The sequence below is a fragment of the Chroococcidiopsis sp. SAG 2025 genome, from assembly GCF_032860985.1.
Lineage (GTDB): Bacteria > Cyanobacteriota > Cyanobacteriia > Cyanobacteriales > Chroococcidiopsidaceae > Chroococcidiopsis.
Window position 1 is genome coordinate 40,675 of record NZ_JAOCNC010000004.1, and the last position, 22,257, is coordinate 62,931.

Here is a 22,257-nt window from a genome sequence, read left to right on the forward strand (position 1 = left end):
GTTTTCTGCTTCCTATTTTCTGTCCCCTGCCCTCTGTCGTCGCGATTCTGTCTCCCACCCCCTTTTGAATTTCAGCTGCCCATAGACCAACCTTCGGGGAAGTAGGTCTTACCCTTAACGCAAATGGGCGAATCGCTTGCAGTCAAGCTATTAGGAGTAAAGTTACTCACTTCAGAGCCAGCTTCAGACTTGACCATAATAGGAGAAGCAGCCAGCGGGTAGTTGGCATCATTCCTCAGAGCGACGATTCCACAAGCATTCGCCTTAGCTCTGCGAGTGGAAGGAACGCTGTTGTACGTGATTTCGGTGTTGGCATAAGCTGTGAGTCTGGTAAAGTAGACGTTGCCATTTGAATCTTTGAACACAGCAGCAGGGGGAGTAGCAGCCAAACTACCATCACTGCATTTGGGTGCAGCCCCTACTGTCAAGGATGCCATCGTGTAGTTTGTACCAGATCTGGTGAAAGAAGAAGAAGAGTCAATTGGGTATGATTCAGAATCAGACAAGGCGATCACACCGCAGGCATTAGCGGAGGCTCGTCTGATCTTGGGAGCGCCGCTGTATTCAATCGTGTAGGAGCTGTAATCGGTTAGTCCCGATACCACAATGCCACCGTCAGCAGTCTTTGTAGCAACAACTTCAGCAGATGCTGGCAGGATACCAATAGCCAGTGTACCGAGGGTAGCAATAATAGCAGAAACTTTTTTAGCGTTCATGAGTGCAAATCTAAAATCCTTGGGAAGAATAAATTAGAGGCTCAGCCACGGCACTCATTGCAACTCTGGTCTGTGGCTGCCTCTACTAAATTGGCATAAAACATTTGTACTTGCATCCCTGTAGATACGGAGCAAATTACAAAGGGTTGAATAAAATTTCTGCGCAAAATAAGAACAAACGATGAACTTCATCCCTCCGCCACCACAACCGCACACTTGGGAACCCCTTTGTTATCTAGAACTTCGCCTGGGGCAAATGGTCAATCTCAATAGTCTCTGTGGTGTACGGCTGCAATGCTCGTATTTTCAATCTAGGGAGGAAGCACAGGCAGCTTTCGATAGAAAAGATCCTGGGACGGAAGGAATGGACGGCGACAGCGACGGCAAAGTGTGCGAGTGGGGAACCCAAGCGAAAGAGCAGGGAAGTGAAAGGCGATGAAGCGATGGATCTTTGTGCTGCCACTATTAGCGATCGCTCTATTTATTCTGATTCCCACACTACGCCGCGAAAGTGCGATCGAGTCATCAGGTGAAAGCTGGCAGGTCGTCAGAGTGTCAGACGGTGATACGATTACAGTGACGCAGGGCGATCGCAAAGAGAAGATCCGGTTTTGTGGGGTCGATGCCAACGAGAGTCAATAGAAAGGCGGGCAAGAGGCTAAGGCTTAAGTAGCTAGGCAGATTTAAACATAAAACGTTCCAGTGTCCATCCCCCTTGTTGACTTCGATTCTCCATGCCCTCAATCATGGCATTTGCTAAATCATACTCGTTATCAAAAATCCTTCCGGCTATTTCATGGGTTTTGAGTTGATGCCACTGCGCTTCAATCAGATTCATATGTGAACTGTATTGGGGGAGAAAAAAGAGATATAGCCCTTTCGACTGCCACTGCTGCCAGTGCTCACGGGCAAGATGACTGGTATGAGCCGAACCATTATCTTGCACCACGACTGTGAGCCGTCCGGTTTGTAGCAATGTCTGCTCACTCTTTTGGGCAAGGAGCGTTCATCACTTTAACATAGCGTTCCTTGTGGAAACTGCCTTGTACCAGAGCATAGTCAAACGACTGCTCTGGTTGCCATATCCCTAGAATACTAATGCGGTCTCCATAGGATTTGACCTGCTCTTCGGTGTTTCTGCTCTCCAATGCGAGAGTAACTATAACTGACTGGACTTTCCAGACAACATCCCGATTCGTCAAGATACTTCAGGTCAATGTACCCTTCACAGGCAGCTAGTTGGAGTGTGTCTAAGTCGGCTTGCTTGAGTGCTTTGTACTCAGGATCTTGTCTGCCCCGTTGCGAGTGTCGAGTCCGCTTCCAACTAAAGCCCTTTTTTTTAGAATGCGGCGAATCCGGTCAGCACTTAGGTTTACCTGTCGTTCTTGCTCTAGCTTCTGGGCTAGCTGTTGACTATTATAGGTTCTGGCTTCTTGCTCTAGGCATTGTTCTAGGTAGGCCATGTCTGCTTCTTGCCATTTGGCTTTAGCTCCTCGTCCACTAGCATCCCATAATCCACCTAACCCTTGCTGCTGCCAACGGCGGATGGTTTCGCGCACTGTCTGCTCTTGGCACTCAAAAATTTCGGCAATCGCTGGCACTACCCATCCTTGAGCATTGAGTCGAAGCATTTGTGCTCGATCTCGGGTACGTTGAGCAACGGTTTTGGCAACCCGAAGTTCACTCAACGTCCGGTCTTCTGACTCTGTCAAAACGATACGTAAAGGAGCAGGCATGAGTGGTCAAAATCAGCAAGTTTTTGGCTTTTCTCTATCTTACGTTTAATTATGCCCTACTACTTACCTGCGATCGCTCATCGATAAGGGAGATGGTACTGTCATTGTCAGCCCTGTTGAAAAAGACCGCTATGGCAGGACAGTCGCAGAGTTATTTGTAAAACCCCGATCTGAAACCCCAGGTTTTCATTCGGGTGAGGCAATATTTTTAAATGGAGAGATGGTGAAAGCAGGATTTGCAAGACATTATTCCCGCTATAGTAGCAACTGCCCAGGTCGAGAAATAATCGAGCAGTCTGAGGCAATTGCGATCGCGAATCACGCTGGAGTTTGGGGCGATCCTAGCGCCATACCTCCTTGGGAATTTAGAAAATTACAGCGCCAAAACAGGGGTAATTGAAGACAGTGGCTTGCAACTCACGCTTTACAGTCAACCTTGAGCAAGCTATTGATTCCTTAATTGTTTAATCTTACTTTTCAAGCTTGCAGCAATAATAGGGTTGTCTGGGATAAAGCCAATAATCTCTTTAAGTTCCAAAAGCTTATGTTGTTTAAAAGCAACTTCATTTTTGGCAAAAATCCCAAGCAACTCAATTGCTCGGTCAATCTTTTCGGGTTGCTTAATAGTAATTTCTGGGCGAATCAATCTTCCTTGCAATTCTTTTGTATCTACGCTTTTAATCTTGTCCCTACTCAATCCTTTCTCACAAATAAGAACTTGCCCTTTCTTTTGAGAAATATCGATATAAGTACATTTAGGATTGTGAAACCAAGCTTGTACGCTTTGAAGTAAATACTCTGGAAGCTCAAACCACTCACAATGCACTCGCCAGCGTTCTGCAACCTTATGTAATCGTTTTTCATGATAGAAACAGTTATCAAAAAAGCAAGTCTCAAGCAGCCTTAATGGGTAGCAGCTTTGAGCATTCAGTTGTTCTAGTCTTGCTGATGGGTTTTTGGATTTACCTATTTTGTAACGTGGTGTTCCAATTGCCCAAATTAGATAAACATAACCTGATTCAGGGCTTTGATTCAATGAATTCATTGGGCAAATTCGTATCAATTGTAGAAGAATGTCTAACCACGCTCTGGGGTGTTACCAGCACCGTCAGGGCATTAATATTATTTTATCATGCTACAAGCTTCAAACCTTCATCCAGTAAGGATTTTACAGTTTTAATTATTTCGTAAATTTACGGATGGAGATAGCAATTCAGGCAAGCCACGATAGAAGCAATCTCTTGATTTCAGTATGTGGCTGATCGTGAAAGACAAAAGCTCTACTCTAATCAGACTTTGATTGTCATCATCACTAGAGTCTTAGCAGCGATCGCCCAGTCTAACTATGTCGGCGTGTGGGCTGGCAACTATGAAAAACCTTGGGACTATAGGAAGGCACGCAGATGAAAGATAGAAAGCTGAATGTAGAAGGTTTTACTTTAATTGAGACTTCGGTTGTTGTCATCATCATTGGAGTTCTAGCCGCGATCGCTGCTCCATCGTGGGTTGCCTTCGTCCAGCAGCAGAAATTGAGTACTGCTGCCGATCGGGTGTACTGGGAAGTCATGGGCGCTCAGTCAGTAGCGAAGAAGGATAAACTTACAAAATCTCCGCCAACAACAATTTAAGATATCGATCCCACCGTCACCGTAACCTATCCAGCAACCATGATTCAGTTTGACTATCGCGGCGCTGTGAAGAATGAGGATGTCATCCCCTATAGAATCAACTTGAGTGCAACTGATACTAGCAAACAGAAGTGCGTCGTTGTCATGACAATATTAGGAACAGCCAAAATAGGCAAGGATGCAGCTGAGTGTGATGCCCTGAGTAGTTCCTGATGATGGTTGCAGTTTTACTACAGCTACTTTTCCTACAGATAATGATTGGCGCGATCGCCCTACTAACCTTGTACCTGAGTCAACTAGAGCCGGATATTCAGCCAGCAAGAAGGCGATCGCCCAAATGACTACCACTAGCTATGCTGAACAAATGCTCTTGCATTCAATCAGAGATCGGGAAATTTACTTCTGCGATGGAGAGCTAGACGAGTTTATCGAAGCAGCCAAATCTCTTGGTTTTGACTATGACTATCGCAAAACTAAGGATGGCTTTGACTTCATGGCTTGGAATCCCGATGATGAGGAAAAAGTAGCCAGAATCAAATTGTGAGGCAAGCGATCGCGCTCCCGACTGTAGGCAAAGGTTAGATAACTGCATTACTGCATAGACAGCGATTGCACACTAAGCGCTTAAGTTGGGTTAGGAGGTGTGAAGGGGGAAGAGGGAATTATGATGGGAAACCAAGAAAATCCGACCAGGAAATAACTTTTGGGAAATATTTAGCAGGCTTCATCCCCTTTAATTTATTGCTCCCAGCCAAATCTATACCAATAAAGCCAATTACTAGTTGGTACAATATTACTTAATGTGAATTTAGTTAAGCAAGAAATATAAGGCGATCTAAAGTTGAAAAATAGCAAACTTAGCTTAAACACCAATTTTATTCTTAGGAAATACTTCAGGAGTTTTTTTAAATATTTGATGGTGGTTTCTGACCTCACTTAGGAGTTTTTTTGAACTTCTACTTATTTAGAAATACTTAAGCTTACTGAAATAGATCGAGGCAGGTTTCACCTATTGCTCGCTCAGGTTTCATTAGGTCTGAAATCAATAACTATCAAAATAGAATGTTTTCGTTAACTTAAAAATACTTCAAGATAGCCTTCACTAAGAAAACAAATTGTTAGAGGTAGCTATTTTGCGCAATTCGTTGCTTAAAGCCCGCTCAGCATGATGATACGAGGCTTGATAGAACGAATTTCAATTCTAGAGAAATAAAAAAACATATGAGACACAAATCGAGTTTTTTACGCTTACTAACAATAGGAGCGTTTGTTGTTAGCTTCACTCCTGGTGTAGTATTAGCAGCGCCTTACCCTAGTGGAAACTATAGACTTTTTCTCGATTACGATCCCGAGCGAGCGGCTGCTGGTGCCGCAGGTGTTATTGGAAGGTATTCTAGTTGTATTAATTTTACTACTACTGGAGCACCTGGTGGGTATACTCAATGGGGATCGTGGACATTTGCGGGTGGGGGTTTCAAGGGTGATTGGAGGCAGTTAGGAGATAGTATTACTTGGTATGGGTTTAGTGACTTAGACGCTGTTTTTGGAACTGGATTGGTACAAGCGGCGACGAATATGAGTGGGAAATATGCCCAGTACAATCGTGTCAATGGACCCGCAGCCGCTGCTGGGGCTATACCGGCTTACACTGGTGCTTGGACTATTGTTAAAGATACAGCCGCTTGCCCTTAAGCGTTAGAAAGCATAATAAAAAAGTAGTGTTACGACACTCCCTTAAGCAGCATCTACCAGGACTAACAGTATCGTACTTTGCCATTTAATCACCCATCCAATACTCACTAATCTTGCTCTGATTGGTAACACATTATCAGCACTATTTTTATTGCGCTTCCTCTTCCTATTTTTAGCAGCTTCTATTTTACTGTAATTTGGTTTTTAATATTTGGAAAATAAGTAAAAACAACAACGGACTAATCACAATTAAAGTATTTCCCGCCAGTAGAAAGTGCCAATTACCAGACTTAGTTTTGCTGTCCACAGGGAAGCTCTAACAAGTAAAAGGTTTACTACCAGTACTTTAGGATAGAAGCTGTTTCAATATTTCAAGTAAAGTTACCCCACCTTTTCATGTTGCCTCCACTTCGATCGGCAAGAGAAGGCGATCGCACCCCCGACTGGAAATATTTTCAGTCAGATAAGCGAGGAAATTCTGTCTTGTCCACTCGTCCACTGGACATATTAATTTGTCTAGTGGGCAACATCAGTTACATCAAATAAACAATTCAGGGGATACATGAAAGAATTCCCCCAAAGCCTTAGCCTGAGCTTTACTAATACTCCGTTTACCGTTGACAACTTCAGAAACTACACCCCTAGAACCAATCACGCCAATCAAGTCTTCCTGCCTTAAACCCCTAGCTTCCATTAGATGCAAGAGAATGGATTGAGGAGTCGAGCCGCCGAGTTGATAGTGTTCGTCCTCAAATTTCTCAACCAAAATCACCAAAAGATCCAAGAGAGCGTCCTGCTCTAGAGTGCGGTTTTTTTCCGCCATTAACCTTTCAATAATCTCCAAATACTTCTCGTTTTCTTCTTCAGTTTCTACTACTTTTGGCTGAAATTCTACCAGTAGAGAACCATAAATATTTTTATCAAAAGTAAGGGTCATCTTTCCATTTCTCCTTATCATATTCAGCGTGAGTCAAAACATATTTGATGTAAGCTATCTGTCTTCGATAATCAATATGTACAATCAGGCGATAGTCATTACCTTTGATGTTAAAAACTGTAAAGTTTCCTACAGGGTCGGCACTTGGATAAAATTGTCTCACCTCAACCAGGCTTTTCCATTGTGCAGTATTCGCAACTCTGTACCATTCGTCAAGCGGAGTAAAAGCGTCAGCGTGTTTCTGGGCAAATTCTAAAAGCGCTTTTCGGCTGATAACGTGCATACGACGCTCGAAGATATTTTGTGGAACATTTGAGATAAGCATTTAAATTAAGATCTCTATATTCTCATTTTGAGAATATGAAGTCAAGTTCTTCAATTGGTGGCTGGCGATCGCGCACTTGCTCAATTTCGGAAATTCTGCGGATCTCAAAGCACTCTCAATCTAGCTAGAAAGTAGCGAAGACCAGCGATCGCACATGAATTGTGGACAACTCTCATCTAGCTGCACCAATCCGAAATCATCTATCTGCTACTTCTCGACTTGCTCTAAATTCTGGATTGCTTCAGCTCCATGAATCTCACTTGGATTATGGTTGTGGTCGTGGAAATGATGTTGAAAGATTGGTAGCCGCTGGATACAAGTCAACTGGCTACGATCCTTACTACTTTCCACAAGCTGCGATCGCTGCCGATGTGGTAACGATGAGTTACGTGCTGAACGTGATTGAAGATCCACAATTGCGGCGCTCTGCTCTCCTACACGCCTGGAGTCTTGCCCGCAAGCGACTGATCGTCTCGGCTAATGTTAGGGGCAGTGGCATCCAAGAGATCGATCTGGGCAGAATCAGCGATCGCGGCGTGTGGACGAAAGAGTACAGCCATCTGGAACTAAAGGCATATATTGAAACTGTCTTGGGAGTCAGGGCAGAGAAACTGTCTAAGGATAAGTTTTTAGTTAGTAGAGATGCTCCAACTGTAACAGTGCGATCGCCTTCTCAAGTGCTGGAACTAGAGAAACAGTTGCAAAACGAAGGCTTTATCGCACCTTTTCATTGTGTTGTTAAAGGCTACTGCACGGAATTTCAAATCCGTACTGGAATGGTAGACACTAAAGCTATACAAAACTATGGCAGGTGGGCGGGGGCGAGACGATACTATCGACTGCATTCCAAAAACTACAACTTGCCAGGGGCTAAAGGGCAGATGGTCAAAGTCATCCATCTCGGTCATTTTGGCACTGAAAAGTTTAACTGGGCGATCGCATCTATAAAACGCCGCAACATCCTAGCTCGTGCTAAGTTCCAGTGCGAGGATTTGTCATTTTTGCATGAATTTAGAGGAATAAAAGATTTTAATTTCCTCATCAATGATTATGCTGGAATTATCTTGGATGATGAGGCAATGAGCAGAACTGGTGTTAGATATGCAGTTCCAGATAATTTGACTCAAGCGCCAAAAAATTTGAAAATAGTTTAATAGCAATAAGACAAGTAGCCATAAATCTCTCGTACTAAGCGTCTCCCCCGCGTCGGTTAGTCGCGAGGGGAGTATCTAATAATAAGAGTTTCAAGCCCATTTCCTATCAATAACTCAATTCATATTCCACTGCGATCGCAACCATTAAATAAGAAAAGCTGTTGCACTTCGTGCGTTTGTTATTTAGAAGATATAGTGAAAAATTTTGTTTATTTAAATCTCTTGCGTCACAACAAAACAAGTCGAAACAAAATTTTAGTTATGATCTCGCTGCTCCACTATGCTACGCAGCTCGGCGCGTGGCGCGCCACGCGAAGAGAGAAGAGAGAGAAAAAGAAAAGAGAGGTAAGGGTTGTCTCGCGGTCGTGCTTCTGTCTTCTGCGGTTCCTCTTGTGGGGCTGCGCTGCGCGGCTGTTCTCTCCGTTGGTGTCGTGGTGAGCTGAAGTGCTGCTTGAGAAAGAAAATCACATCCTCGGCGCGACAAGTTATGTGGGCTGCACGGAGTAGCGGTTGCGTCTGTGTCGTAGTGGCTTTGGTTGTGGCGGCTGTGCCGCCACCCCCCAAACTCCCACAACTACTATTATCTCTTGAATTCATGAGATAATAGTAGTTGTTGAGTTGGTGGTGTCTGTGTCTCGCGTCCTTGCTTCTGCTTCCTGTGTTGGTTTCTCTGGCTCTCGCTCCGTGCCTTGCGCCGAGTCTGTCGCTGCTGTCCGTCGTGCTGTGGCTGCGGTTGGGGCTGGTGTCCCCGTGTCCGTTGGTTGTGCTTCTGGCGTTGACGAGTTGGTGCGCTCTCTGTGTCCCCGCGCCTGTGTCTTTTCTGTGGCTGAGGTTGGTTTCTCCGGTCGCGGTGCTTTTGCCCGTCGTTCCCAGTTGTGTGTCGAGTCGGTGGCGGTTCCTGGTGGCGTGTGGGTGTCTTTCCCTGGTGGTGCTTGTCCTGCTGGTCTTCTGCCCTCTGCGTCACTCAGTCGGTGTTTTTCTGGCTTTGGTAGTGGCTCTTGGGCTAGTCTTGCGCTAGCCATTGGTCTTGGTGTTCCATCGCTAATGTTTCTACCAAATGGAATTTCTGCACCTATTGGTTGGGGTTTCGTCGCTGGCGGTGGCGGCTGGTTCTTCTGTCCTGCTCCTGCTACGCAGTTGTCATTGTTTTAGAAGCCCCTGAACCTGAAAAAGCTCCTTCTTCAGGAGCTTTACTAACAATTAAACGTGTGTCCATACCTTTCGATTTAAAATTGAGTAAATAAGAGTGTCAGAAACACCATAGGTTTTTGCTAAGAGTTTTCCAGAATATCCCTGGTGATAAAGGCTTCTGATCTCAATAACCTGATTCTCCGTAAGTTTAGACGACGGATTGCGGGAACCAGATTTCATATTTTGAGCGATCGCACCATCAACATGACTCCAATAGCGACCAAAAATTGCCCCCTGAATAGCTTTGCGAGAAACTTTAAATCTTTCTGCAAGCTCCTTAGTTGAAGAACCTTGCTTATATAGTTCCCGAATCTCAACTACCATAGATTCGGTTAGTTTAGCACTTCTATTTTTTGACCCTTGTTGGTTGAAAAATTGAGCAGGAGCAACGACACGCCCTTTAGAGATAGCATCAATAATATTCTGCCTATTTGTTCCCTCCCATAAATGATCGGGATTGAGACAAGCAGGGTTGTCGCAGCTGTGACAAGCTAAGTATCCAGGCTGAATCTCTCGCTTAAGCTTATGAGCTAAAACAACACGATTTAGCCGATAGCTTTTCCCAAAAACCTTTATGCGTGGATATCCATCTTTGTCTAACTTTCCTGTAAATTCCCAACATTGACCTTTTTCACAGAGCAGATACTCAATACCATTAGGCATAGTAATTCTATATCGTTCTATTAGAATTTCCATCGCCGTGTTGCAGTTGACATCATCAACCTTTAAAGCACTGGCTACACTGCCAGAGTATGTTATTAATTATACCATGTTAGTGTTTCTTTGGGCTTCTCTTGCCTTTGCCGCTGGTCTTGGTGTCCCCTGCCTGCTGTTTCTGCCCCCTGGTGTTGCCGCTCCCGCTGGCTGGGGCTTCGTCGCTGGTGGTGGCGGTTGGTTCTTCCGTCCCGCTGTCGTCGCTGCTCAGTTGTCTTTGTTCTAGTTCTTGCCCTGCTTCGGTGGGGCTTTCAAAATTCCTTCTGGCATTTCTGGGTATAGGCTTAGATGGATCGACATTAAACTGCTCGGCTTCTAGAAGTTGCGCTAGTTCCTGCCGCATTTGCTCTGGGCTTCTTTCCAAGTAGGCGATCGCCGCCAGCTCCAGAAATTCAGCCACCTTCAAACCAGACTCGCTCAAAACCCCCTTAATCCTGCTTTCTAGCGACTGTGGCGGACGAACGCACATATTCGCCCCTTTTGGTTCGCTTCTTATAGGTTTAAAGCTACCACCAGCCCGCTTCTTAGGGTTTTTCTGCCCTGGATTTCCCGTTTTGCCCTCTGCTCCTGCCATCTTCCTTTATTGTTACAGCTCCTTCAATATATCTCATGGATTCAACAATATCTCATGGATTCAAGAGATTATGAAGACTTCGTGAATTCATCGGTTTCTCATTGCATTATCTCATGGATTCAAGAGATAATAAGGATAACCCGACCAGGAGAAACACAAATGATTACTGCAACCAATCTTCTTTATTCCAAATCTGCGATCGCTCGGATGGAGTGCGTGAACGCTGAAGATGTACTTCGATTAGAAGTGTGGCACTCTGTTGTATTTGTTATTATTCGCGGTCGCAGACCAAAGTTTTATTCAAAAAAAGCATTTAAAGTGCATTTCGTGCAGTTGAGACAAGCGAGAGCTAAAGCTTTGACGGCAACGCAAAACGTTTTTAATCCGAATGTTTATTACATTCGGAACGAAACCAAGGGAACAGCTTATACAGTTAATTTCTTCACTGGTGGTGCAGTCTGCGAGTGTGAGGACTGGCAAAACAGAGCAAGTTTTTCGGGATGGCTGCCTGCAAGCATATCTACAGTTGTCTTGCACTCATGAATTATAGTTCGCTCCGAGCTTATATCGAAGAGAGGAGAGAAATTGCTAGAGCAATAGTAGAGCCACCACCAGCAGCTTAGGAATTCTGGGGGCTGCGTCCCATCAACGCAGACATCAACTAATTTACTAGATGATTTTTGTGTCGCAAAAATAACATAAAGCCTCTGTAAATATCTCATAGAATTGTACGCTATCTCTTGAATCCATGAGATAATAGAAGAGTAAACAAATTAGGAGAAAGACTGATGAAACTAGGAATGACACTTATTCAAAAACAAACTGTTGGCGATCGCTTCTTCTTGCTAGCTTCAGATAACAAAGAGTGGGCAACATACACATCAATTTCATCTAATGCAAGTGACACAGAACACGGTCACTACTTCACAAATTTAGAGGAGGCGATCGCCGACTTCTGGAACAGAGTTACGCAAGCACTACCGCGAATTAATTATCGGAATTATGAAATTGAGACGATTTATACTTATTTCCCACCGAAACATAGACACTCCGAAGATGAAGAAGTATCGATAAGTTACCGGATTAGAAAAGATAGCGTAGTTCTCTCATGGGTCGCGTCCCTTGACGATGCTAGAGATTTTATCGATCTGAACATTACCAATCCTGAAGCACAGTTTTAGTGCAGCACGTCCTAAGCAAGACATTAAAAGGCTTGATAACTGCCGCCCGACCCGACCAAGAGTAAAGCGGCAGTACCCCCGAACAAACGAGAGGCATATCTATGATGAACTACGAATACGATATCGAGCAAGAACGCGCACAACAACAACAAGAAGCAGAGGCAGCATACCAGCAGGATAAATGGGAGCAGGGACACGAAGATGCTCAAGCTGGAGTTTGGAACTGCTGCAAAACTAAGACCGAACACTGTAGCCGCTATTGCAAGTACATGGCTGGTCATCTCTGGGGACTAGAAGAAGCTACTATTCAATACCACGCCAACTGTGTAAGTAACTTAGCGATTCTGGATACCGAACACTACAACGAAGACGAATTTTAGAATCAGTGGGGGGACTTCTCCCCCTGCGATCGCACCCATGCTGACCACCATACTAGATTACCCAAACATAGATCGACTGCTGGATCGATTTGCGTCTGAATCGAAACCATTCTTTGCCAATCTCAATCGCTCCGAACTTAAAGAACTACGGAAGTATATCGACTACAGAAAAGCCAGCCACAAAGACAATTGGGGTTTCAGTCCCCATACTGTAGCTACCCTGAATTCTATTGATTGCCGTACCAAGCAGTTCTATTTGCAACATCTGAAATACCAACAATTATCTCTTGGATTCATGTGAAGAGTTAGTAAAGATACCTCAAAAGTCTTTATTATCTCATGGATTCAAGAGATAATAGAAGAGTAAATAAAAAACCCAGTGGCGACTGGGTTCGATGAAATAAAAGGTTACTTCCATTATGCAACTAACTGCACCATCTGCCGAATCTCAATTAGTGGGACTTTAAAACTTTCTAAGCCCAAATATAGCCGAACTTAGCTCTGTGAGAGGCAAATACATCAACATGCTCATTAAGCCAGCGGACCAAACGAAACTCGACTGCGGTGCGGAATGCCTCCAATGCTTCGGCAAAGGTTTGTAAGGGTTTGGTTGCCCAACGTCTGCGGAATCCGCCGGTCAACTGATGCCAAAGGATGAAGGTGTAAGCGATGAACACTAAAACCCAATGACGCTTCATACTCAGAGCATCCCGAACTTGATACTCACTCAAACCCAACCAGCCCTTGGCTTCTCGATAGAAGACCTCCACCCAGTTGCGAGCAGAATATGTTTGAGCTACCCAAGCCGCACTGACTTGGTTGTCAGAGGCATTGGTGAGAAAGTAATCCACCTCCGTCGCTTGCTCGAAACTAGAGGCATTGAGTTGAATCGCCAGCCAGCGAGTGCCTTCGAGCTTCGGAACGTGAACTGGTAACAGCGCCACCCAAACTGTCCGGGGCTGCTCCAGATTGAGTTGCACAGGTGTGAACTGCTCCACTGCCAAGGTTTGAGCAATAGCTTCTAATCCCTGCTTACGAGCAGACTCATCACCTGATGTTTGAGCAGTAACTTGGCGGTTTTTGGCGATTGCTGCCACGTAAGTTAGGTTTCTCGACTCCAACTGCTTGAGAAAAGGCGTGTTATTACCGTAGCCTGCATCAATTACAGTCACACCCGGTCGATAACCGCGCTTCAAGCATTGGTCAACCAAGTCTAGAGCCAGGTCAGGTTTTTTCTGGAAGTTGGGGTCTGCCTTGCCTTGCTCGAATAAACTTGCGTGTTGATAGAGTGCAACATCTAACGGCAGACGTCGCACTCCATCATACAAGTAGGTAGTCAGCAGCACAATACCATTGTCAGTCTTGCCAATCTCCCCAATGTACTGCCGTCCTACCCCATCAGTAGCCGCACCACTTTTGCGATGTCCCGAATCATCTACAATCAATGTGAAACCTTGACTCGGGGTCGTCTGGCGACACTGGTGCATCACCTCCAACCGCCGATTATTTAGCTTGACTTCATCCCAAGGGGCATTGTTGAGAAAATGTCTGAGGCTGTTGTAGGAGCCATCTACTGTATTTGTGACCAGTTGGCTCAGGTTTTTGCGCTGACTCTCACCCAGCAGTCCCCCTAGATAAACACGAAATTCCTGCCGCTGCTTCTGACGCGAAAATACATCATCAAACCGACGACACCAGTTCTCAAAGCACTGCGGCATCGCTGCTGGTACTTGATCTTTCACCTTACGTTGCTCCTGTCGAGACTGACGTAAAACGCAACTCCTACCCGCATTCTAGCTCAATTTGCTCCATCTTTCTTACAAAGTCCCATTAGTTCTTTCCTTAGAGGAGTTTATCAAGAAAGCTGATAAATTTCTCAAGGGTTATTATGCTGGCGGGAACGAAAGCCAGGATGTAGAGAAGATGCTGAAATCTATTAGAGAACTACATTTAGAAATTGACGAAACATCCTTAGAGCAGGAATTTGAACTGTACTGCGAGAAACAAGACTTACTGAACGATTATTACGATTCAGCCTGGTATTAAAAAACTGACCTGGGTATGTCTTTAAACTGCCTAAATTCAACACAATTTGAGGTTAAAATTATGGATTCTGACAACAACAAAGCCAAGCTTTTCTTTAAGATCCTAGCTGTTCAAAAAAGCTTGCAACCATTAGAAAAATCTGGAAAGAATGATTACCAAAGGTATGCATATAGTACTGCTAGCGATGTTTTACTACCAGTCCAAAAAGCTTGCAACGAGCATGGTCTAGTTGCGATCGCAGATGTAATCGAGTCTCGCATCGAACCAGGCAAGGCATCAGCGACTGTGAGATTAACTGTTGCCGATAGCGAGACAGGAGAATCAGTCAGTATCACTGCTCCAGGGTATGCTGAGGATTGGTCGTATAAGGAAAATCGACCGACATGAGATAAGGCAATTTATAAAGCCATCACTGGAGCTACAAAGTATGCAGTCAGGTCTTTCTTCTGCTTGCCAAGTGAAGATGAGCCAGAGAGAAGCATTTCAGGACAGAATCGCCCTACGTCAATTTCTAAACCCGCATCTAAACCCAATGCGACAATTACAGCATTAATCGACCAGACGACAGAAGAGTTAAAGCGCCTTGGTTGGTCGAGCGGTCGCGGTCGATTGTATCTACAAGAGAAATTTGATAAGTCTAGCCGTCAAGATTTGACTCAACAAGAATTACAGCAGTTTCTCGCTCAACTTAAAGCCATTCCCACACCAGCAGTTTCCGACACGAGGACAGCATGAAAAGAACGTTATTTGATATTAGCGAAGACTTGGAAAAACTGAGCGAACTGTTGGATTTAGTGGAGAATGACAACCAGCAGGAAGTTATCGAGCAGTGGTTCGAGCAATTGGGAGAAGAACGCGACCGCAAACTTGACGGTTACGCCGCTCTCATAGGAGAAATGCAAGCACGGGCAGAGGCGAGGAAGGCAGAATCCCGCAGACTGGCAGAACTAGCAGCCAGCGATGAGAATAAGGCTAAGTTACTCAAGGAGCGCTTGAAGTGGTTCTTGGAAAAACATCAGATGAAAACTTTGGAGACGGCGCGATACAAGTTATCAGTTGTCAAAAACTCTACCCGACCGTTGATTGTCAATCCCGAGATTGCGATCGCTACCCTACCAGAGGAATACAAAAAAGTTTCTGTAGAAGTGGACACCGCCGTAGTCAGGGAAGCATTGAAACAGGGAACAGAACTAGAATTTGCCCATTTGGGAGAAGCTGGAACGCATATCAGGATTAGGTAGCTTTTGAAGTTAACCCAGTTAGAAATTCTAGCTGGGTTTTAGTTATAGATGCTCGTTAGTCTCAAAGCTTTGCGAACCATGATAGCTGCGCTGTTCTTTAGTACTACTTTTATTTAACTACCTTTATTTAGTTGAAATGAATACTTTATTGATAATTTTTCTATTAATTTACCAATAATTTACCAATAAAAAACCAAAGGCTTGTATAAAATTTAGCTCGATTTAAGCTGTGAATACAATTCACGCTCTTTATTCTATAGGTTTCCGAAATTCAATCCGATTTTCTTGGATCGGGTATTAGTGAATTACAAGGAAGCTATTTTACAAACAACTAGTTTCATCTATTAGCTAATAGTTAATAGAAATTCATATTCGCTCAAACTATCGATTCCAAAACAAAGGAACAAGACATGAATCCCGAAAACCTACAGCCATCGAATAACGAATTAGAGGAAGTTGAGGTTGAATCGCCAGACTTAGCGATCGAAGATTCAACTTTATTAAGCGATCGCCAAACTTCTTCAACTACGCGGAGAACGTGTACTAGAAGATTTCAAACCTGCCCAACTGGGGCGCATCCTGCTGGTAATTGCGTACATAGTGTACCTTGTTAATTAGTAAACTACTGAAAGTCTCAGTTAAGTTTTAAGATGTCTCAGAGAGAAAGCGATTATTGTTTGAAGCTAGGACTAGTCATCTTGCTAGTATCTGCTACTACGCTGATATTTGAAAATCGCACCTTAGCTCAGATTGTCCCCGACGAAACTTTGGGTGCTGAAAGTTCAGATGTCAACTCCAATGCAGTTATTGACAACATACCCAGTACCCAAATCGACGGCGGGGCAATTCGGGAAACAAACTTATTTCACAGCTTTGGACAGTTTAATGTTAGTGAAGGACAAAGAGTTTATTTCGTTCATCCTCCTGAAATTAACAATATTTTAACTAGAGTGACGGGAAGTAGTCGCTCTGAAATTTTGGGTCAACTTGGTGTTTTAGGTAATGCCGACCTGTTCTTAATCAATCCAAACGGAATTATTTTCGGCTCCAATGCAAGCTTAGATATAAAGGGTTCATTTCTGGTTAGCACGGCTAGAAGCCTGCGCTTTGCTGATGGGACTCAATTTGGCGCTACAACTTCCCAAACTTCACCACTGTTGACAGTAAGCGTTCCTGTCGGTTTGCAGTATGGAGCAGATGCAGCAGGTATTCTCGTACAAGGGGCTAGTTTGGTCGTAGAACCAGGTAAAACATTAGGGATAGTGGGTGGTGACGTGTCCCTAGCAGGCGGATACCTGAATGCACCAGGGGGACGGATCGAGCTAGGTAGCGTTGCTGCCGATAGTTTTATCAGTTTAAACCCGATAGATAAAGGCTGGTCTTTAGGGTATGAGAATGTCCAAAGTTTTCAGAATATTCAACTCAAAAAGAGCGATTTTAGTTCAATCGCATCTTTTGTAGATACCAGCGGCGAGGGTGGTGGCGATATTCAGGTACAGGGTAGGCAGGTGAGTCTCGCTGACAGTTCGTTAATTACAACCCAACGAGCAGAAACGGGAGGAAACTTAATAGTCAACGCTGCGGAGTCTTTGACGCTTGTAGGTCTTGATAGTGGCTTGGTAAGTGACACTACAACTGCGGCAGATGCAGGCAGCATCACAATTAATACTCAAAGATTACTGCTGAGTGATGGGGCATTTATAGCAACCCAATCTTCTATTGAGGAGTCATCTTCTGGACAAACTAGGGTAGCAACGGGACGAGGAGGCGATCTAATTGTAAACGCTTCTCAGTCTGTGGAGTTAAAAAATGGTAGTTTCATATCGAGTAGTACCCAAGGTGTTGGAGATGCTGGAAATATAACAATCGACACTGAAAGATTAATTATTGGGGATGGAGCGGAGATCTCAGCCTTCACTCTTAGCGAAGGACGGGGCGGTACTTTAGCAATCAAGGCAACTGATTCAGTCGAATTGAATGGCGAAGATAGTAGTTTGTCGGCTGAAGCATTGTCAGGTGGAAATGCTGGAGATATTAGCATTGCTACAGGGAACTTTACTGTGCGGCATGGGGCGAATGTATCTGCAAGCAGTTCTGGAACAGGAAGTGCAGGCAATTTAAATCTGGCAGCTGACTCTATTTATCTAGAAGACGGTGGAAAACTCGTAGCCAGATCTGCATCTGGTGAAGGTGGGAATATCAGGCTGAATCAGCTAGATTTATTACTCTTGCGCGACAACAGTGAAATATCTACCGACGCTACGGGTGGTACTGGTAACGGTGGCAACATCACCATCGATACCGATACTTTAGCGATCGCCAACAATAGCAACATTACTGCTAATGCTGTTGAGGGTAGAGGTGGTAATATTCGCATCACGACTCAAGCACTATTTGTTTCCCCAGACAGCATCAGTGCTGATTCCGAACGAGGAATAAACGGAGTAGTAGAAATTAGACGACCGGATGTAGACCCTACTGCTGAGTTAGTTATACTACCAGTTAACGTAGTCGATGTCAGCGGACTCGTGACTCAAGGCTGTGCCGCAGACGGAAGTAATTTAGCAGCAGGGCAAAGTCAATTTACGCTCGCAGGGCGCGGTGGTTTACCCCCAACTCCAGCCGAAGCCACCAGGAGCGACACGCCGTTGGTAGATTTAGGTGCGCCAATTCAAAGCCAAGAACAACTCACCACTACTGCTATCCACAGTAATTCAACTTCTATTAAGTCAACCCCACCGCTAGTAGAAGCTAATGGCTGGGCGATTGGTGACAAGGGCGAAGTCATTCTCACTGCTTCTTCCCCTAACACGCCCGACATTCCTTGGCTAAAACCTACTAGCTGCCATAGCTCGTAGTCGGCATTGAGCCGAGAGCTGACCAAAAACCTGCAAGATGAATTCACTCATGCTTGATTCTCTGTTCATCACAGAGACTTTTTAGCTCTGATGTAGCAAATTTTCAAAGGTAGGCAGGATAAGCTTTTTCAGACCATATTGCTGACCATTACAAAGATCTCGGCTCAATGCCTAGAGGAGGTGATTCGTCGTCACCTTTAGCTTTTTCGTTCAACAAGATCCTTGAATTTCTTTGATATTTCTAAATGAAGTTGTGAGGATGCACCTAATAAAATTCCTACCAACTAGCGTCACGGCAGGAACGGGCTGATAGGAACGACAGGAACACCTTATATTGTTGCCTTATTCCATGTTTCTGTACGAAAATGCAATTTTCATTGACCAATAGGCTGAACTATTTATCGCCAGCATTTGTTAATTAGAACACATACTAACTGTCGCAGTATGTACTCGATTGCTTAATTTTTCTTGAAGAGATAGTGATGGATAATTTCTTCAAACTCATCAACGCAGTAAGGTTTGATTACGCATTCTAGACAACCTCCCTCTAAAAATTGTTGTTGGCTTTCTGCTCTAGCTGTAGCAGTAACGGCAACGATCGGAATGTTTTTTGTTTGAGGATTTTGTTGAAGAGACTGGGCAACTTCTACACCACTTAGATCGGGTAAAATCATATCCAGTAAAATCAAGTCTGGATAGTGTTGCTGTGCAAGAGTTATTGCTGTTACGCCGTCTTCAGCAGTCATGAACGAACACTCAACGAACTGAAGTAGTTGGGCAAGCAGCTCTAAATTATCTTCATCATCGTCAACTACTAAGACTAGGGGCTGTTTCAACTTGCACTGGAAACTGCAATTTTCTGTCATGTTGAAAGTTGGTAATTAAAAATGCGCCCTCCTTTGCATAAAATAACTGAGTTCTCTATCTCAGGAAATACGCCTTAAGATAGATGTGAAGTGTGAGATTAATAGTATATTCCAATACATGCAAGTAAAGACAGTGCTTGAACGCGGCATTGACACAATCCCGAAAGCGCTCGAACTCACTCCATTGTTGCCGCATTCAATTCTTTTTGCAGGCTATCTAATCGTGCTGTTGAGGTCTAGCATCAAAAGTTTCATGTTTCTCCTGGCTTCCATATAATTCTTCCCCCAGGCAAGCACCATCCTGCATCCTTGACATTACCGCCATAAGATTGCAGCACAATGCCACCATCAATAGGATTCCACTTTAGGGCATTCAGGATTTGTCTTGCACTCGTACCATTGATACCCAATTTTCTGCCGATTTCCTCAGCAGTCCGCCATTGCCCGTCCGTCAGAGTCCCTAGAATTGCGATCGCCTGTTGCACGGACGGGTGAAGATGAGGGCGGGCTAACTGCACGGCTTCCGGCTGAGTACCGAGAAACTGAGCAGCATAAGAGATTTTCTCAAGGCTACTAGAATTCATTGGTTAATCCCCCGTTGCTTTGCCCTTACAGGAACGCTCAAGGCTTTTTCTGAATCCCAACCACACTTGAGGCGTTTAGATATAGTCGCTATCTTTATTCCCGTTTCTTCTGCCCATTCAGTTAATGTCTGACTTCTTCCCCAAGCGATAATAATTCTGTTTACAGAAGTATTTCTCATTTGCTCTTTCTGTGTTTTCCAACAGCAATTTCCTGGTTCATAATCGCCGTCATTATTAATCCGGTCAAGCTTATGTTTTAGCGAAGGGCGTTCGCCCATATTAGCAAGAAAGTTATTAAAGTCTTTCCAGCGCTCAGCAACTTTAATGCCACGACCACCATAACGATGCCAGTTATCAGAATTCGGATTAGTGCAGCGCCTTATCATTGTTTGCCAAGAGTTATATGTGGGTGAAACTCTTAAATTCCCACATGAATGTCCGTGCTTAGTATTCACCCTTTTGGCTATCTCTTTATGCAAACTATCCACAAGACTTGGTAAGACCTTTACGTAGGCTTACCCCGCTGACTCTAACCTTTCTTCCGCATTCACAGACGCAGTTCCATAATATGCAGTTTGATTGTCTTTTTCCAGAATCACTAATAACTGTTAAACGACCAAATATCTGATTAGTCAGATCTAATTTTTTTCCCATCTTCGTTTATAAAATTAATGCTCTTATCAGAGAGCTAAGCAACATAGCTGCGACAAAAAAAGTCAGACTCAGCTTAGTTTTGATTATCTCACGATTATAGTCATTCTCCCCGCATTTCACCTCCTCTGCTAGCTTCGCTTCAGATGATTCTATTCTAGATTCAATCTTCTCAATTCTCTCTTCTAATCTGTCAAACCTATTATTGACTTGAGTATTATTTTGAGCAATTTGTTGGGTAATTTGTCCTAACTGATAGGCAATATCTATTAAAGTTGTCTGACTTGAATCGCTCATAATTCATCCGAATTCATAGGAATATTATATCAGTCCCTATGAGGAATAATCTTGTTTTTCAGTTATCCGAGCGGTAAGAAATATTTTAAGTATTGCTATTCTAAATAATCACAATCGATTGAACTTTCATTTAATGGGGTTTCCACCCCTCTCGCAATGCTTTTGCTAAGCAATTTGTAACGTGGTATTGGTCTTGAAAATCCTGGTGTTTCTGCTTCAAAATTTGGGCATATTTCAATACAGCTTGAATAGCAGCTTCCATATTGTCAGGATAAGCATTGATAGTATCTCGCAAACGCTCGTCTTGCAGATTGACTCCAATACCTTCAAGTGCCGTAACGTACTGGGCAAATAACTCTAATTGAGATTCGTCTAAATCTACATCGGGCATCAACTCATCCCGAATTTCTTCGGCTCGTGACTTGGGATGTTGGAGTTCTCGAACGACGCGAGAGATTTCGTGAATTCGGTAGGACATGGGCGTGAGGCGAACGCTTGTACTGATAAGTAATTTACCAGATTTACTGTGAGTTTAAAAGTCGTATTCTTGGCGCTCGGCTTCTACAATAACTGCCCCAAAACAAAACCGCGCCGATCGTGAAGCAAGGAGATGGAGTTGAAGAACTTAGATCGGGAAGACCCGAATTGCTAGTAGAAATGGCTACATAGTGATGGAGCGGGCGGGATGGAGAAAGCTCAAGGCAAACTGTTTAGGATGAGTGTATACAGTTCTTCAAAGGGTTTTTATGGAAATAGATTGGTTGAATAAGTGGAAAGTCCCAGTGGGAGTAGCGATTGCCGTCATCTTTTTGCTACTAGCAGCTAACCCCTTTGTGATTATCAGCCCAGGACAAGCAGGAGTTATAAGCATCTTGGGTAAAGCAAGAGAAGGAGCTTTATACGAAGGCGTTCATCTCAAGCCGCCATTGGTTGCCAAAGTTGACATCTACGATTTAACCGTACAGAAGTTTGAAGTCCCCGCCCAGAGTTCAACCAAAGATTTGCAAGACTTATCTGCCAGATTTGCGATTAACTTTCGTCTTGCTCCCGACCGAGTAGTGGAAATCCGCAGAAAACAGGGGACGCTTGCGAACATCGTTTCTACAATTATTGCTCCGCAAACGCAAGAATCATTCAAGATTGCGGCTGCGAGAAGAACTGTTGAACAAGCAGTCACGCAGCGTCCCGCACTCAAGCAAGATTTCGACGATGCATTAAGCGATCGCCTTGCTAAGTATGGGATTATCGTACTTGACACTAGTGTGGTCGATCTAGATTTCTCACCAGAGTTTACTAAAGCGGTAGAGGAAAAGCAAATTGCCGAACAAAGAGCGCAAAGAGCAGCATATGTGGCGCAAGAAGCAGCCCAAGAAGCCGAGGCAGAAATTAACCGAGCCAAAGGTAAGGCAGAAGCCCAGAGACTCCTCGCCGAAACTCTAAAAGCACAGGGCGGACAATTAGTTTTACAAAAAGAAGCGATTGAAGC

General features: G+C 44.2%; 35 protein-coding genes and 1 pseudogene. 21 read left to right on the forward strand and 15 right to left on the reverse strand.

Features of this window, described 5'->3' with window-relative positions; all coding sequences use genetic code 11:
• Positions 1 to 71 precede the first annotated feature (71 nt).
• Positions 72 to 716 (reverse strand): hypothetical protein, encoded by a 645-nt coding sequence (locus tag N4J56_RS36925; RefSeq protein WP_317111839.1) that lies wholly within the window; start codon positions 714 to 716, stop codon positions 72 to 74.
• Positions 717 to 897: 181 nt separating this feature from the next.
• On the opposite strand from N4J56_RS36925, the gene N4J56_RS36930 reads away from it, so the two are divergent.
• Together N4J56_RS36930 and N4J56_RS36935 are read left to right on the forward strand one after the other, a co-directional pair.
• Entirely contained in the window at positions 898 to 1,155 is a 258-nt protein-coding gene (locus N4J56_RS36930) for a hypothetical protein (protein ID WP_317111841.1), read from the forward strand.
• Positions 1,152 to 1,358, forward strand: a complete 207-nt coding sequence (locus N4J56_RS36935; protein ID WP_317111843.1) for a hypothetical protein — start codon at positions 1,152 to 1,154, stop codon at positions 1,356 to 1,358. The genes N4J56_RS36930 and N4J56_RS36935 overlap by 4 nt, the downstream gene beginning before the upstream one ends.
• A 31-nt stretch (positions 1,359 to 1,389) precedes the next feature.
• Here the strand turns inward: N4J56_RS36935 and N4J56_RS36940 are convergent.
• Positions 1,390 to 2,452 (reverse strand): annotated as a pseudogene (locus N4J56_RS36940) (IS630 family transposase).
• 103 nt (positions 2,453 to 2,555) lie between these two features.
• On the opposite strand from N4J56_RS36940, the gene N4J56_RS36945 reads away from it, so the two are divergent.
• Positions 2,556 to 2,852: a thermonuclease family protein gene (locus N4J56_RS36945; protein WP_410500786.1), complete on the forward strand. Its 297-nt coding sequence runs from the start codon at positions 2,556 to 2,558 to the stop codon at positions 2,850 to 2,852.
• Positions 2,853 to 2,897: 45 nt separating this feature from the next.
• Here N4J56_RS36945 and N4J56_RS36950 read toward each other — a convergent pair whose 3' ends face one another.
• A complete protein-coding gene (locus N4J56_RS36950) occupies positions 2,898 to 3,497 on the reverse strand; it encodes a GIY-YIG nuclease family protein (protein WP_317111845.1) in 600 nt (199 codons plus the stop codon).
• A 209-nt stretch (positions 3,498 to 3,706) separates the two neighbouring features.
• Between N4J56_RS36950 and N4J56_RS36955 the strand changes: the two genes are divergently transcribed.
• From N4J56_RS36955 to N4J56_RS36985, 7 genes are all read left to right on the forward strand, one after another.
• Positions 3,707 to 3,859: a hypothetical protein gene (locus tag N4J56_RS36955; RefSeq protein WP_317111847.1), complete on the forward strand. Its 153-nt coding sequence runs from the start codon at positions 3,707 to 3,709 to the stop codon at positions 3,857 to 3,859.
• Entirely contained in the window at positions 3,856 to 4,080 is a 225-nt protein-coding gene (locus N4J56_RS36960; protein ID WP_317111849.1) for a type II secretion system protein, read from the forward strand. The genes N4J56_RS36955 and N4J56_RS36960 overlap by 4 nt, the downstream gene beginning before the upstream one ends.
• Positions 4,081 to 4,119: 39 nt before the next feature.
• Positions 4,120 to 4,293 (forward strand): hypothetical protein, encoded by a 174-nt coding sequence (locus N4J56_RS36965; RefSeq protein WP_317111850.1) that lies wholly within the window; start codon positions 4,120 to 4,122, stop codon positions 4,291 to 4,293.
• Complete coding sequence (locus tag N4J56_RS36970; RefSeq protein WP_317111851.1) at positions 4,293 to 4,421, forward strand: hypothetical protein; 129 nt, start codon at positions 4,293 to 4,295, stop codon at positions 4,419 to 4,421. Before N4J56_RS36965 ends, N4J56_RS36970 begins: the two co-directional genes overlap by 1 nt.
• Positions 4,422 to 4,450: 29 nt before the next feature.
• Entirely contained in the window at positions 4,451 to 4,624 is a 174-nt protein-coding gene (locus tag N4J56_RS36975) for a hypothetical protein (protein WP_317111853.1), read from the forward strand.
• A 677-nt stretch (positions 4,625 to 5,301) separates the two neighbouring features.
• Positions 5,302 to 5,772, forward strand: a complete 471-nt coding sequence (locus N4J56_RS36980; RefSeq protein WP_317111855.1) for a hypothetical protein — start codon at positions 5,302 to 5,304, stop codon at positions 5,770 to 5,772.
• Positions 5,773 to 6,168: 396 nt separating this feature from the next.
• The gene (locus tag N4J56_RS36985) at positions 6,169 to 6,318 is read left to right on the forward strand and encodes a hypothetical protein (protein WP_317111857.1); all 150 of its coding nucleotides are present in this window, start codon (positions 6,169 to 6,171) and stop codon (positions 6,316 to 6,318) included.
• Here the strand turns inward: N4J56_RS36985 and N4J56_RS36990 are convergent.
• Positions 6,311 to 6,709 carry a type II toxin-antitoxin system HigA family antitoxin gene (locus tag N4J56_RS36990; RefSeq protein WP_317111859.1) on the reverse strand — a complete coding sequence of 133 codons (399 nt, stop codon included), beginning with the start codon at positions 6,707 to 6,709 and terminating at the stop codon, positions 6,311 to 6,313. The genes N4J56_RS36985 and N4J56_RS36990 overlap by 8 nt on opposite strands.
• On the reverse strand, positions 6,693 to 6,992 hold the full coding sequence (locus N4J56_RS36995) for a type II toxin-antitoxin system HigB family toxin (RefSeq protein ID WP_410500788.1): 300 nt from the start codon (positions 6,990 to 6,992) through the stop codon (positions 6,693 to 6,695). The genes N4J56_RS36990 and N4J56_RS36995 overlap by 17 nt, the downstream gene beginning before the upstream one ends.
• A gap of 203 nt (positions 6,993 to 7,195) precedes the next feature.
• Here N4J56_RS36995 and N4J56_RS37000 point away from each other — a divergent pair, with 203 nt between their 5' ends.
• Positions 7,196 to 8,188 carry a methyltransferase domain-containing protein gene (locus tag N4J56_RS37000; protein WP_317111863.1) on the forward strand — a complete coding sequence of 331 codons (993 nt, stop codon included), beginning with the start codon at positions 7,196 to 7,198 and terminating at the stop codon, positions 8,186 to 8,188.
• A gap of 255 nt (positions 8,189 to 8,443) precedes the next feature.
• Here N4J56_RS37000 and N4J56_RS37005 read toward each other — a convergent pair whose 3' ends face one another.
• From N4J56_RS37005 to N4J56_RS37020, 4 genes are all read right to left on the reverse strand, one after another.
• Complete coding sequence (locus tag N4J56_RS37005; protein WP_317111865.1) at positions 8,444 to 8,785, reverse strand: hypothetical protein; 342 nt, start codon at positions 8,783 to 8,785, stop codon at positions 8,444 to 8,446.
• Complete coding sequence (locus N4J56_RS37010; protein ID WP_317111867.1) at positions 8,782 to 9,210, reverse strand: hypothetical protein; 429 nt, start codon at positions 9,208 to 9,210, stop codon at positions 8,782 to 8,784. The genes N4J56_RS37005 and N4J56_RS37010 overlap by 4 nt, the downstream gene beginning before the upstream one ends.
• Positions 9,211 to 9,388: 178 nt before the next feature.
• Positions 9,389 to 10,042 carry an HNH endonuclease gene (locus N4J56_RS37015; protein ID WP_317111869.1) on the reverse strand — a complete coding sequence of 218 codons (654 nt, stop codon included), beginning with the start codon at positions 10,040 to 10,042 and terminating at the stop codon, positions 9,389 to 9,391.
• A 109-nt stretch (positions 10,043 to 10,151) separates the two neighbouring features.
• Positions 10,152 to 10,667, reverse strand: a complete 516-nt coding sequence (locus N4J56_RS37020) for a hypothetical protein (protein ID WP_317111871.1) — start codon at positions 10,665 to 10,667, stop codon at positions 10,152 to 10,154.
• A gap of 159 nt (positions 10,668 to 10,826) precedes the next feature.
• On the opposite strand from N4J56_RS37020, the gene N4J56_RS37025 reads away from it, so the two are divergent.
• From N4J56_RS37025 to N4J56_RS37035, 3 genes are all read left to right on the forward strand, one after another.
• Positions 10,827 to 11,210: a hypothetical protein gene (locus tag N4J56_RS37025; RefSeq protein ID WP_317111872.1), complete on the forward strand. Its 384-nt coding sequence runs from the start codon at positions 10,827 to 10,829 to the stop codon at positions 11,208 to 11,210.
• A 245-nt stretch (positions 11,211 to 11,455) separates the two neighbouring features.
• A complete protein-coding gene (locus N4J56_RS37030) occupies positions 11,456 to 11,848 on the forward strand; it encodes a hypothetical protein (RefSeq protein WP_317111873.1) in 393 nt (130 codons plus the stop codon).
• Between the two features lie 101 nt (positions 11,849 to 11,949).
• Complete coding sequence (locus N4J56_RS37035; RefSeq protein WP_317111874.1) at positions 11,950 to 12,228, forward strand: hypothetical protein; 279 nt, start codon at positions 11,950 to 11,952, stop codon at positions 12,226 to 12,228.
• 473 nt (positions 12,229 to 12,701) lie between these two features.
• Here N4J56_RS37035 and N4J56_RS37040 read toward each other — a convergent pair whose 3' ends face one another.
• A complete protein-coding gene (locus N4J56_RS37040; RefSeq protein WP_317104593.1) occupies positions 12,702 to 13,970 on the reverse strand; it encodes an IS701 family transposase in 1,269 nt (422 codons plus the stop codon).
• Between the two features lie 61 nt (positions 13,971 to 14,031).
• Between N4J56_RS37040 and N4J56_RS37045 the strand changes: the two genes are divergently transcribed.
• The 6 genes from N4J56_RS37045 to N4J56_RS37070 all read left to right on the forward strand — a co-directional run bounded on the left by N4J56_RS37045 (position 14,032) and on the right by N4J56_RS37070 (position 18,373).
• Positions 14,032 to 14,274, forward strand: a complete 243-nt coding sequence (locus tag N4J56_RS37045) for a hypothetical protein (RefSeq protein ID WP_317111875.1) — start codon at positions 14,032 to 14,034, stop codon at positions 14,272 to 14,274.
• A gap of 60 nt (positions 14,275 to 14,334) precedes the next feature.
• A complete protein-coding gene (locus N4J56_RS37050; RefSeq protein WP_317111876.1) occupies positions 14,335 to 14,661 on the forward strand; it encodes an ERF family protein in 327 nt (108 codons plus the stop codon).
• Positions 14,662 to 14,724: 63 nt separating this feature from the next.
• Complete coding sequence (locus N4J56_RS37055; RefSeq protein ID WP_317111878.1) at positions 14,725 to 15,009, forward strand: hypothetical protein; 285 nt, start codon at positions 14,725 to 14,727, stop codon at positions 15,007 to 15,009.
• A complete protein-coding gene (locus N4J56_RS37060) occupies positions 15,006 to 15,515 on the forward strand; it encodes a siphovirus Gp157 family protein (RefSeq protein WP_317111880.1) in 510 nt (169 codons plus the stop codon). The genes N4J56_RS37055 and N4J56_RS37060 overlap by 4 nt, the downstream gene beginning before the upstream one ends.
• 410 nt (positions 15,516 to 15,925) lie before the next feature.
• Positions 15,926 to 16,129 (forward strand): hypothetical protein, encoded by a 204-nt coding sequence (locus N4J56_RS37065; protein ID WP_317111882.1) that lies wholly within the window; start codon positions 15,926 to 15,928, stop codon positions 16,127 to 16,129.
• A gap of 36 nt (positions 16,130 to 16,165) precedes the next feature.
• Complete coding sequence (locus N4J56_RS37070; protein ID WP_317111884.1) at positions 16,166 to 18,373, forward strand: filamentous hemagglutinin N-terminal domain-containing protein; 2,208 nt, start codon at positions 16,166 to 16,168, stop codon at positions 18,371 to 18,373.
• A 458-nt stretch (positions 18,374 to 18,831) separates the two neighbouring features.
• On the opposite strand, the gene N4J56_RS37075 is transcribed toward N4J56_RS37070, so the two are convergent.
• The 5 genes from N4J56_RS37075 to N4J56_RS37095 all read right to left on the reverse strand — a co-directional run bounded on the left by N4J56_RS37075 (position 18,832) and on the right by N4J56_RS37095 (position 21,249).
• A complete protein-coding gene (locus tag N4J56_RS37075) occupies positions 18,832 to 19,239 on the reverse strand; it encodes a response regulator (protein ID WP_317111885.1) in 408 nt (135 codons plus the stop codon).
• A gap of 251 nt (positions 19,240 to 19,490) precedes the next feature.
• Positions 19,491 to 19,823 (reverse strand): hypothetical protein, encoded by a 333-nt coding sequence (locus tag N4J56_RS37080; RefSeq protein WP_317111886.1) that lies wholly within the window; start codon positions 19,821 to 19,823, stop codon positions 19,491 to 19,493.
• Positions 19,820 to 20,209 carry a hypothetical protein gene (locus N4J56_RS37085; protein WP_317111888.1) on the reverse strand — a complete coding sequence of 130 codons (390 nt, stop codon included), beginning with the start codon at positions 20,207 to 20,209 and terminating at the stop codon, positions 19,820 to 19,822. Before N4J56_RS37085 ends, N4J56_RS37080 begins: the two co-directional genes overlap by 4 nt.
• 274 nt (positions 20,210 to 20,483) lie before the next feature.
• Complete coding sequence (locus N4J56_RS37090; RefSeq protein WP_317111891.1) at positions 20,484 to 20,771, reverse strand: hypothetical protein; 288 nt, start codon at positions 20,769 to 20,771, stop codon at positions 20,484 to 20,486.
• 130 nt (positions 20,772 to 20,901) lie between these two features.
• Positions 20,902 to 21,249, reverse strand: a complete 348-nt coding sequence (locus tag N4J56_RS37095) for a hypothetical protein (RefSeq protein ID WP_317111893.1) — start codon at positions 21,247 to 21,249, stop codon at positions 20,902 to 20,904.
• Positions 21,250 to 21,517: 268 nt separating this feature from the next.
• Here N4J56_RS37095 and N4J56_RS37100 point away from each other — a divergent pair.
• The coding region (locus tag N4J56_RS37100; RefSeq protein WP_317111895.1) for a prohibitin family protein at positions 21,518 to 22,257 on the forward strand (740 nt) is incomplete at its 3' end.

Coding starts and splice junctions, on each gene's coding strand:
- N4J56_RS36950 (WP_317111845.1), bottom strand. CDS start 3,497: ATGAATTCATTGAATCAAAGCCCTGAATCAGGTTATGTTTATCTAATT.
- N4J56_RS36995 (WP_410500788.1), bottom strand. CDS start 6,992: ATGCACGTTATCAGCCGAAAAGCGCTTTTAGAATTTGCCCAGAAACAC.
- N4J56_RS37085 (WP_317111888.1), bottom strand. CDS start 20,209: ATGATAAGGCGCTGCACTAATCCGAATTCTGATAACTGGCATCGTTAT.
- N4J56_RS36970 (WP_317111851.1), top strand. CDS start 4,293: ATGATGGTTGCAGTTTTACTACAGCTACTTTTCCTACAGATAATGATT.
- N4J56_RS37050 (WP_317111876.1), top strand. CDS start 14,335: ATGGATTCTGACAACAACAAAGCCAAGCTTTTCTTTAAGATCCTAGCT.
- N4J56_RS36960 (WP_317111849.1), top strand. CDS start 3,856: ATGAAAGATAGAAAGCTGAATGTAGAAGGTTTTACTTTAATTGAGACT.
- N4J56_RS37035 (WP_317111874.1), top strand. CDS start 11,950: ATGATGAACTACGAATACGATATCGAGCAAGAACGCGCACAACAACAA.
- N4J56_RS37090 (WP_317111891.1), bottom strand. CDS start 20,771: ATGAGCGATTCAAGTCAGACAACTTTAATAGATATTGCCTATCAGTTA.
- N4J56_RS36935 (WP_317111843.1), top strand. CDS start 1,152: ATGAAGCGATGGATCTTTGTGCTGCCACTATTAGCGATCGCTCTATTT.
- N4J56_RS37020 (WP_317111871.1), bottom strand. CDS start 10,667: ATGGCAGGAGCAGAGGGCAAAACGGGAAATCCAGGGCAGAAAAACCCT.
- N4J56_RS36925 (WP_317111839.1), bottom strand. CDS start 716: ATGAACGCTAAAAAAGTTTCTGCTATTATTGCTACCCTCGGTACACTG.
- N4J56_RS37010 (WP_317111867.1), bottom strand. CDS start 9,210: ATGGCTAGCGCAAGACTAGCCCAAGAGCCACTACCAAAGCCAGAAAAA.
- N4J56_RS36980 (WP_317111855.1), top strand. CDS start 5,302: ATGAGACACAAATCGAGTTTTTTACGCTTACTAACAATAGGAGCGTTT.
- N4J56_RS37095 (WP_317111893.1), bottom strand. CDS start 21,249: ATGTCCTACCGAATTCACGAAATCTCTCGCGTCGTTCGAGAACTCCAA.
- N4J56_RS37025 (WP_317111872.1), top strand. CDS start 10,827: ATGATTACTGCAACCAATCTTCTTTATTCCAAATCTGCGATCGCTCGG.
- N4J56_RS37065 (WP_317111882.1), top strand. CDS start 15,926: ATGAATCCCGAAAACCTACAGCCATCGAATAACGAATTAGAGGAAGTT.
- N4J56_RS36965 (WP_317111850.1), top strand. CDS start 4,120: ATGATTCAGTTTGACTATCGCGGCGCTGTGAAGAATGAGGATGTCATC.
- N4J56_RS37070 (WP_317111884.1), top strand. CDS start 16,166: ATGTCTCAGAGAGAAAGCGATTATTGTTTGAAGCTAGGACTAGTCATC.
- N4J56_RS36930 (WP_317111841.1), top strand. CDS start 898: ATGAACTTCATCCCTCCGCCACCACAACCGCACACTTGGGAACCCCTT.
- N4J56_RS37015 (WP_317111869.1), bottom strand. CDS start 10,042: ATGCCTAATGGTATTGAGTATCTGCTCTGTGAAAAAGGTCAATGTTGG.
- N4J56_RS36985 (WP_317111857.1), top strand. CDS start 6,169: ATGTTGCCTCCACTTCGATCGGCAAGAGAAGGCGATCGCACCCCCGAC.
- N4J56_RS37075 (WP_317111885.1), bottom strand. CDS start 19,239: ATGACAGAAAATTGCAGTTTCCAGTGCAAGTTGAAACAGCCCCTAGTC.
- N4J56_RS37080 (WP_317111886.1), bottom strand. CDS start 19,823: ATGAATTCTAGTAGCCTTGAGAAAATCTCTTATGCTGCTCAGTTTCTC.
- N4J56_RS37060 (WP_317111880.1), top strand. CDS start 15,006: ATGAAAAGAACGTTATTTGATATTAGCGAAGACTTGGAAAAACTGAGC.
- N4J56_RS36990 (WP_317111859.1), bottom strand. CDS start 6,709: ATGACCCTTACTTTTGATAAAAATATTTATGGTTCTCTACTGGTAGAA.
- N4J56_RS37030 (WP_317111873.1), top strand. CDS start 11,456: ATGAAACTAGGAATGACACTTATTCAAAAACAAACTGTTGGCGATCGC.
- N4J56_RS37005 (WP_317111865.1), bottom strand. CDS start 8,785: ATGAATTCAAGAGATAATAGTAGTTGTGGGAGTTTGGGGGGTGGCGGC.